This is a genomic window from Streptomyces sp. NPDC007901 (assembly GCF_042959465.1).
Taxonomy (GTDB): domain Bacteria; phylum Actinomycetota; class Actinomycetes; order Streptomycetales; family Streptomycetaceae; genus Streptomyces.
Map to the genome: position 1 here is coordinate 1 of NZ_JBIBKW010000066.1, position 7,003 is coordinate 7,003.

Consider the following 7,003-nt stretch of genomic DNA (forward strand, 5'->3'; position numbering starts at 1 on the left):
ACAACACACTCGACCGCGCGAAGTTGAAAACCCCCATATCCAAAAACCACCCGAATGGGTAAACCCCCCGGCCCGGCCCCTACCGGTGCCGCCCCCCACGGGGGCGCGGGGCGGTAGCCGATATGCGGCTACCGCCCCGCGCGCGCGACCAGCCACAGCCCACCCGCACCCGCTCACGAACACTGCCCGGTACACGCTGGCGCGGTGCGGTACTGCTCGGCCAAGCCCAGGGCACCGCTACGGCCGAGAACGCAACCCTTCCAGCAGGATGTCCAGCAACCGCGACGAGGCCGCCGCCTGCTGCGCCGCATCCGGCAGTGACGGCGCCGCCGTGGCGATCACCAGCAGCACGTCGGAGACGGACACGTCGGGCCGCAACTCGCCCGCCGCCCGCGCCCGGTCCACCAGCCGCCCGACGACTTCGAGCAGCGCGGCCGCCCCCGCGTCGTCCTCGGCGCCGGCCACCGGCTCCCGCTCCTCCGGCACCAGCCGCAACTCCCCGGCCGCCGGCTGCGTCCGCTGCTGCGGCACCCGGGCCTCCTCGGCCCCGGCACCACTGCCGCCGACCTCCTCCGGCACGCCGACGCGGAGCACCTGCGGCGGCAGCAGCCGCCCGGCCCCCGACGCCACCGACGTCCGCAGGAAGCGCGACAGCGCCGACCACGGCTCGTCCTCCTGCCCGAGCGCGGCCCGTGCCTGGTCGGTCAGCCGGGAGGTCTCCTCCTCGGCTATCCGCCGCACCAGCACGTCCTTGCTCGGGAAGCGCCGGTACACCGTGCCGACCCCGACCCGCGCCCGCCGCGCCACGTCCTCCATCGGCGCGCCGTACCCCAGCTCGCCGAAGACCTCGCGCGCCGCACGCAGCACGTGCTCCAGATTGCGCTGTGCGTCCACCCGCAGCGGCGCCGTACGCGGCCCGTCACCGCGCCCGTTGCCCGCCGCCGCGCTCGCCGTTGCGCCACCCGCCGCGAGAGCGGAGGCCGATGACCAATGTGTGTCCTGAATATGCATCTGTGTTCCCCCGGTTAATGACGTCTCCCCCCGGAGACTCTCCCCGCACTGATTAGCCGGAGCGAGCGGAACTGGCGCCGACCGACGACCGGTCGACAACAGGTCCATGACCGAACCATGGACCACGGGCCGGCCGGACCGCCCGTCGCGGACCGTTCGACCACATCCCCTACACCCCGTCGACACACGAACATAGTTGAGAGGCTGTCAATTCAGAAGGGGGACGTTCCGCACGGAGCGCCCCCCGATCGGAGTACGGGTCGTTTACGTCCCGATTAGTTGCTTTCACGCCCCCGCGTCCGCCCCCGCCGACCTGGCCCCTTTCCTCCGGCCTCGACCACGCGTCCGACACCCCGCACAGACGACCGCCGGTCACACAAATTGCCGGGGCTGTGGACAAACAACAGTCACGGGTGCGTCATGGGATGGTGAAGGAACGTGCGCGCATTCTCGTTGTCGGCGGCGGCTACGTCGGGATGTACACGGCCCTGCGGCTGCAACGGAACCTGAAGCGGGAGCTCAGCCGTGGTGAGGTCGACATCACTGTCGTCACCCCTGATCCCTATATGACGTACCAGCCGTTCCTTCCCGAAGCGGCCGCGGGTTCGATTTCCCCTCGTCATGTCGTCGTACCCCTGCGGCGCGTCCTGGACCGGTGCCATGTCGTCATCGGCGAGGTGACCTCCGTCGAGCACAGCAAACGCACCGCGGCCGTCAGCACCCTCGCCACCGCCGAGGAGCGAAAAGGCGCCACTTTTCTGGAGTACGACGAACTGGTCCTCGCCCCCGGCTCGATCGCGCGCACGCTGCCCATCCCCGGGCTCGCCGAGCACGGCATCGGCTTCAAGACCGTCGAGGAGGCCATCGGCCTGCGCAACCACGTCATCGAGCAGATGGACATCGCCTCCTCCACCCGAGACCCCGCGATCCGCGACGCGGCCCTCACCTTCGTCTTCGTCGGCGGCGGCTACGCGGGCGTGGAGGCCCTCGGCGAACTCGAGGACATGGCCCGCTACACCACGCGGTACTACCACAACGTCCAACCCGAGGACATGAAGTGGGTCCTCGTCGAGGCCACCGACCGGATCCTCCCCGAGGTCGGCCCCGAGATGGGCCGCTACACCGTCACCGAACTGCGCCGCCGCAACATCCAGGTGCTGCTGGAGACCCGCCTGGAGTCCTGCGCGGACCGGATCGCCGTCCTCAGCGACGGCCAGCGCTTCCCCACCCGCACCCTGGTCTGGACGGCCGGCGTCAGACCGCACCCCGTGCTCGCCGCCACCGACCTTCCGCTCACCCCGCGCGGGCGGCTGAAATGCACCGCTGAACTCAGCGTCGACGGCGTCGACCACGCGTGGGCCGCGGGCGACGCCGCCGCCGTTCCCGACGTCACCGCCCCCGAACCCGGCACCGAGACCGCCCCGAACGCCCAGCACGCGGTCCGCCAGGCCAGGGTCCTCGGCGACAACATCGTCCACGCCCTGCGCGGCGAACCCCTCGACACCTACGCCCACAAGTACGTCGGCTCGGTCGCGTCCCTGGGCCTGCACAAGGGCGTCGCCCAGGTCTACGGGCGCAGGCTCAAGGGCTACCCTGCCTGGTTCATGCACCGCGTCTACCACCTGAGCAGGGTGCCCACCTTCAACCGCAAGGCCCGTGTCCTCGCCGAATGGACCCTCTCCGGGCTCTTCAAACGGGAGATCGTCTCGCTCGGATCACTCGAACATCCCCGGGCGGAGTTCGAACTCGCGGCCGGTGGAAAGCATCCTCACAGTCCCTCCGACGACTCGAACGGGTCGTCCTGACGGAACTCAGGAACTCCACGGCCCGCCCCGGCGTCTGACGAATGTCGTCGCCGACGGCCACCCTGCCAGACTGCCCTCCGACCGAGCACAAGGCTTCTCCCCAGAACTGCCCCGGGGACATCCCCCGGGACCCCCGGCCGCTCCCGTAGCCGGCCGGAGACGACGACACGAGGCAAGGTTTCGTGAACTTCACGCGCTGGAGCGCCCGGCTCCCCGGAACGCAGCGCCGCGCCGCAGCGCGGACCGAGCACGCGATCCCCCCGGACCGACGGGGAGAAGGCTCCGTGCCCGCTGCCCGCGCCGAACAGCTGACCGACGGCCCGCCCTGCGTTCCCGCCGTCGACGAACTGCCCGCCCGCGACGTCCTCGACCGCGTCCCGGCCCTGGTCGCCCTCGTCCACGGCCTCGACCACCGCATCGCCTACGTCAACGACGCCTACACGACGGCCTTCGGCGTACGGCCCCCGGGCGCCCTCGCCCGCGAGGCACTCCCCGAACTCGCCGAACTCGGTCTGCTCCCCCTCCTCGACCAGGTCCTGCGCAGTGGCAAGCCCCGCACCCTCAAGTCCCGCAAGGCCCTCGACGGCCGCACCTACACGTTCACCTGCACCCCCGTCGCCGACAACGGCGACCGCGACGGCGGCGTCCTCCTCTTCGCCACCGACGTCACCGACCACGCCGAAGCCGCCGAACGCCTCCGCGCCAGCGAACGCCGCCAGCGCGAGACCGCGGTGACCCTCCAGCGCAGCCTCCTCCCCCAGGAACTCGAACAGCCGGACGACCTGCGCATCGCCGCCACCTACCAGCCCGGCGGCACCGAGGCCGCGGTCGGCGGCGACTGGTACGACGTCATCACCCTCGGCGGCGGCCGTACGGCCCTGGTCATCGGCGACGTGATGGGCCGCGGCGTCCGCGCGGCGGCCGTCATGGGCCAGCTCCGCACCGCGGTCCGCGCCTACGCCCGCCTGGACCTCCCCCCGCACGAGGTCCTCCAGCTCCTCGACGTCCTGGCCGCCGAGATCGACCCCAACCAGATCGCCACCTGCGTCTACGCCGTCCACGACCCGAACGAGGGCCGGCTGGTGTACGCCTCCGCCGGCCACCTGCCGATCCTGGTCCGCGACGAGAACGGCACGGTGCTCCGCGCCGACGAACCGACGGGCCCGCCGCTGGGCACCGGCGGCTGGATCCACGCCTCCGGCTCGGTACCGCTCGGCCCCGGCTCCACGGCCGTCCTCTACACCGACGGCCTGGTGGAGCGCCGCGACGAGGACCTGGACGAGGGCATCGCCGCCCTGGAACGCGCGCTGGCCGGAGCCACCGGCACCCCCCAGGTGGTCTGCGACCGCCTGGTCCGCTCGGCCGGCGTCACCGCCGACCACGACGACGACGTCGCCGTCCTGGTCCTCCAGCATCCGGCCCGTACGGGTCCGGACGGCGACCTGTTCCGCAACGCCGCGCTGGAACTCCTCGGCGGCATCGAGGCGGCGCCCCGCGCCCGCGCGTTCGCCTCCGGCGTCCTCACCAGCTGGCGCTTCCCGGTCGACCTCCATGACCTGGGCGTCCTCGCCACCAGCGAACTGGTCGCCAACTCCCTCCAGCACGGCACCCCGCCCATGCGGCTGCGGCTCCGCCGCACCGACCGCCGACTGATCATCGAGGTCACGGACGGCGACGACCACCTGCCGCGGCGGCGGCGCGCGGAACCGGGGGACGAGTCGGGGCGGGGGATCGCCATCGTGGCGACGATCGCTTCGGGGTGGGGGTCGCGGCGGACACCCGGGGGTGGGAAGGCGGTGTGGTGCGAGTTCGTGCTGCCTAAGGGGTAGGGGGGTGCGGCCGTCGCGCGAGTGCGGGTGCGTGGAGGTTGTTCGCGCAGTTCCCCGCGCCCCTGCGGGGCGCTAGGCGCTCACGGACTCCGCAGGCGCACCGCCCCGTGCCACGACCACGCTCCTCGTGGCGATCCAAGGCCGGTCCTGCACCTCGGTCAGTCGCTTGCCCAGTCGTATGGCCAGCACGCTGATGCCCAGCGAGAACAGCAGGAAGGTCACGACGTACGGCGCCGGCAGCGACGCGGCCAGCGGGCCGCCCACGGCCGGGCCGACCGCCAGTGCCAGCTGCTTCACCAGGGCGAACGCCGAGTTGTACTGCCCGGCCATGCCCGTCGGGGCGAGGTCGGCCACCAGCGGGGCGACCGTCGGCGAGAGCATCGCCTCACCCAGGCCGAACAGCGCGTACGTCGACACGAAGGCGGCCGTCGCCATCTCCTGGCTGCCGTGCCCCAGCCCCGCGTACCCCGCCACGACCCAGGCCACGGACCAGATCAGCCCGACGCCCGCGATCACCCGCGACCGCCGCCGACGTTCGACGAACCTCAGCACGGCGAACTGGGCGACCACGATCATCAGCGTGTTCGCGGCCAGCGCCGTGCCGAGCGCGGACGTCGATATCCCCGCCGCCTCCACGCCGTACGCGCTCAGCCCGGACTCGAACTGCCCGTAGCAGGCGAAGAACAGCACGAAGCCCAGGACGGACAGCTGCACCATCGCGCGGTTGCCGAGCAACTGCTTCCAGCCGCCCTTGGCGGACGCGGCCGGCGCACCGGCGATCCGCGGTGCATGCGGCATCCGTACCGTCGACATCACGACGGCCAGCAGCAGGAACATCGCCGCCTCGATCGCGAAGAGGACCGTGAAGGAGGAGACCCGGGTCGTGTCGACGAGGTGACCGCCGATGAGGCCACCGACACCCAGCCCGAGGTTCTGCAGGAAGAACTGCGTCGCGAAGGCCCGCGAGCGCGTCTCCGCCGACGAGCAGTCCACGATCATCGTCGCCAGCGCCGGCTGCATCACTGCCTGCCCGGCCCCGAGCAGCGCGGCCGCGGTCAGCACGGTCGGCGCGCTCCCCGCCAGCCCCAGGCTCAGCGCACCCATCGCGGCCAGGACCAGGGCGGTGAGCAGGACCGGGAGTGGGCCGCGCCGCACGATCGCCCGGCCGGCGAACGGCAGCACGATCAGCGCGGCCACGGCGAAGACGGCGAGCACGATCCCCGCCGTCATGGCACCGAGCCCCCGCACCTGCGCCACATAGACGTACAGGTAGGGGACGGTGAAGCCGAGCCCGAAGGCACTGAGTGCGTTGCCCACGTGGATCCGGCGCATCGCTGCGCCCATCGCCCTGGTCACGTTCACCTCTCTCAGGTAGTTGACTCAGCGGACTGCTGAAGTCTGAAGACTTAGAACCTAAAGTTCGAACCTAAAGAGTACATCTCGAAGGACTTCGACGCCAAGCTCGTTCGTGCGATACTTCGGCCCATGGCCGACACCACCGGCGCCGGCGAGCCGACCCTCGACGAACAGATCGCCGCCTACCAGCGCGAGTTCCAGGACCTCGACCCCCAGATCGAGAAGATCGTCTCGGCGCTGTCCCGGCTCAACCGCCGGATGAACGTCGCCTACGGCCGCCAGACCTCCGCCCTCGGCATCAGCAACGCGGAGTGGGAGGTCCTCAAGGCCCTCGTCCTCTCCGGCGTCCCCTATCGCATGGGCCCCAGTGAACTGGCCAAGCGTCTCGGGCTCACCCCGGCCGCGATGACCCACCGCATCGACCGGATGGTCGCCGAGGGTCTGGTCACCCGGGAGCGGGACGAGTCCAACCGCGTCCGGGTGATCGTCGAGCTGACTCCCGAGGGCCGCGAGAAGTGGCTGGAGGCCATGCGCCTCGCCTCCGGCTTCGAGGAGGACCTCCTCCAGGACCTCACCCAGGCCGAACGCTCGGTGCTCGGCGAGGTCCTCACCCGCCTCCTGCGCCGCGTGGAGCACGCCCAGCCGGACGCCGGCGGCCGGCTCACCGACCTGGACTAAAAGATCTTGACAAGGGGCACTTGACACGCCCCTGGCCGATCCGTAAAGTTCTCCGGGTTGCCGCAGAGCCGGAACGGTTCTTCGGCAGCAACTCCGCCGCCCCGAGCGGCACCTCAAACCATCAGTACGATCTCCCGACCGGGTTGATTTCGGCGTGCCCGAATTCAATTCGAATAGGGACCGGCAGCCCCGATTGGGAATCGCCGAGCGGATCCGCTAAGGTTTGAGACGTCGGAACGGCCCAACAGCCGGGAAGGCGACCCCCGCTGACTGGGAATCAGACGCCGAAAGGATCTGATAGAGTCGGAACCGCCGGAAAGGGAA

Annotated in this window: 5 protein-coding genes; 3 read left to right on the forward strand and 2 right to left on the reverse strand. The window is 71.1% G+C overall.

Annotation, left to right across the window (positions count from 1 at the left end; translation table 11 throughout):
* Positions 1-237: 237 nt before the first annotated feature.
* The gene (locus ACFZDK_RS55340; RefSeq protein WP_390986915.1) at positions 238-1,011 is read right to left on the reverse strand and encodes a TetR family transcriptional regulator; all 774 of its coding nucleotides are present in this window, start codon (positions 1,009-1,011) and stop codon (positions 238-240) included.
* 425 nt (positions 1,012-1,436) lie between these two features.
* On the opposite strand from ACFZDK_RS55340, the gene ACFZDK_RS55345 reads away from it, so the two are divergent.
* Both ACFZDK_RS55345 and ACFZDK_RS55350 read left to right on the forward strand, forming a co-directional pair.
* Positions 1,437-2,816 (forward strand): FAD-dependent oxidoreductase, encoded by a 1,380-nt coding sequence (locus tag ACFZDK_RS55345; protein ID WP_390986917.1) that lies wholly within the window; start codon positions 1,437-1,439, stop codon positions 2,814-2,816.
* A 182-nt stretch (positions 2,817-2,998) separates the two neighbouring features.
* Entirely contained in the window at positions 2,999-4,645 is a 1,647-nt protein-coding gene (locus tag ACFZDK_RS55350) for a SpoIIE family protein phosphatase (RefSeq protein ID WP_390986920.1), read from the forward strand.
* A 72-nt stretch (positions 4,646-4,717) separates the two neighbouring features.
* On the opposite strand, the gene ACFZDK_RS55355 is transcribed toward ACFZDK_RS55350, so the two are convergent.
* Positions 4,718-6,001, reverse strand: coding sequence for an MFS transporter (locus ACFZDK_RS55355; protein WP_390986925.1), 1,284 nt, complete (start codon positions 5,999-6,001; stop codon positions 4,718-4,720).
* A gap of 129 nt (positions 6,002-6,130) precedes the next feature.
* Here ACFZDK_RS55355 and ACFZDK_RS55360 point away from each other — a divergent pair, with 129 nt between their 5' ends.
* Positions 6,131-6,679: a MarR family transcriptional regulator gene (locus ACFZDK_RS55360; RefSeq protein ID WP_390986923.1), complete on the forward strand. Its 549-nt coding sequence runs from the start codon at positions 6,131-6,133 to the stop codon at positions 6,677-6,679.
* Positions 6,680-7,003: the final 324 nt, after the last annotated feature.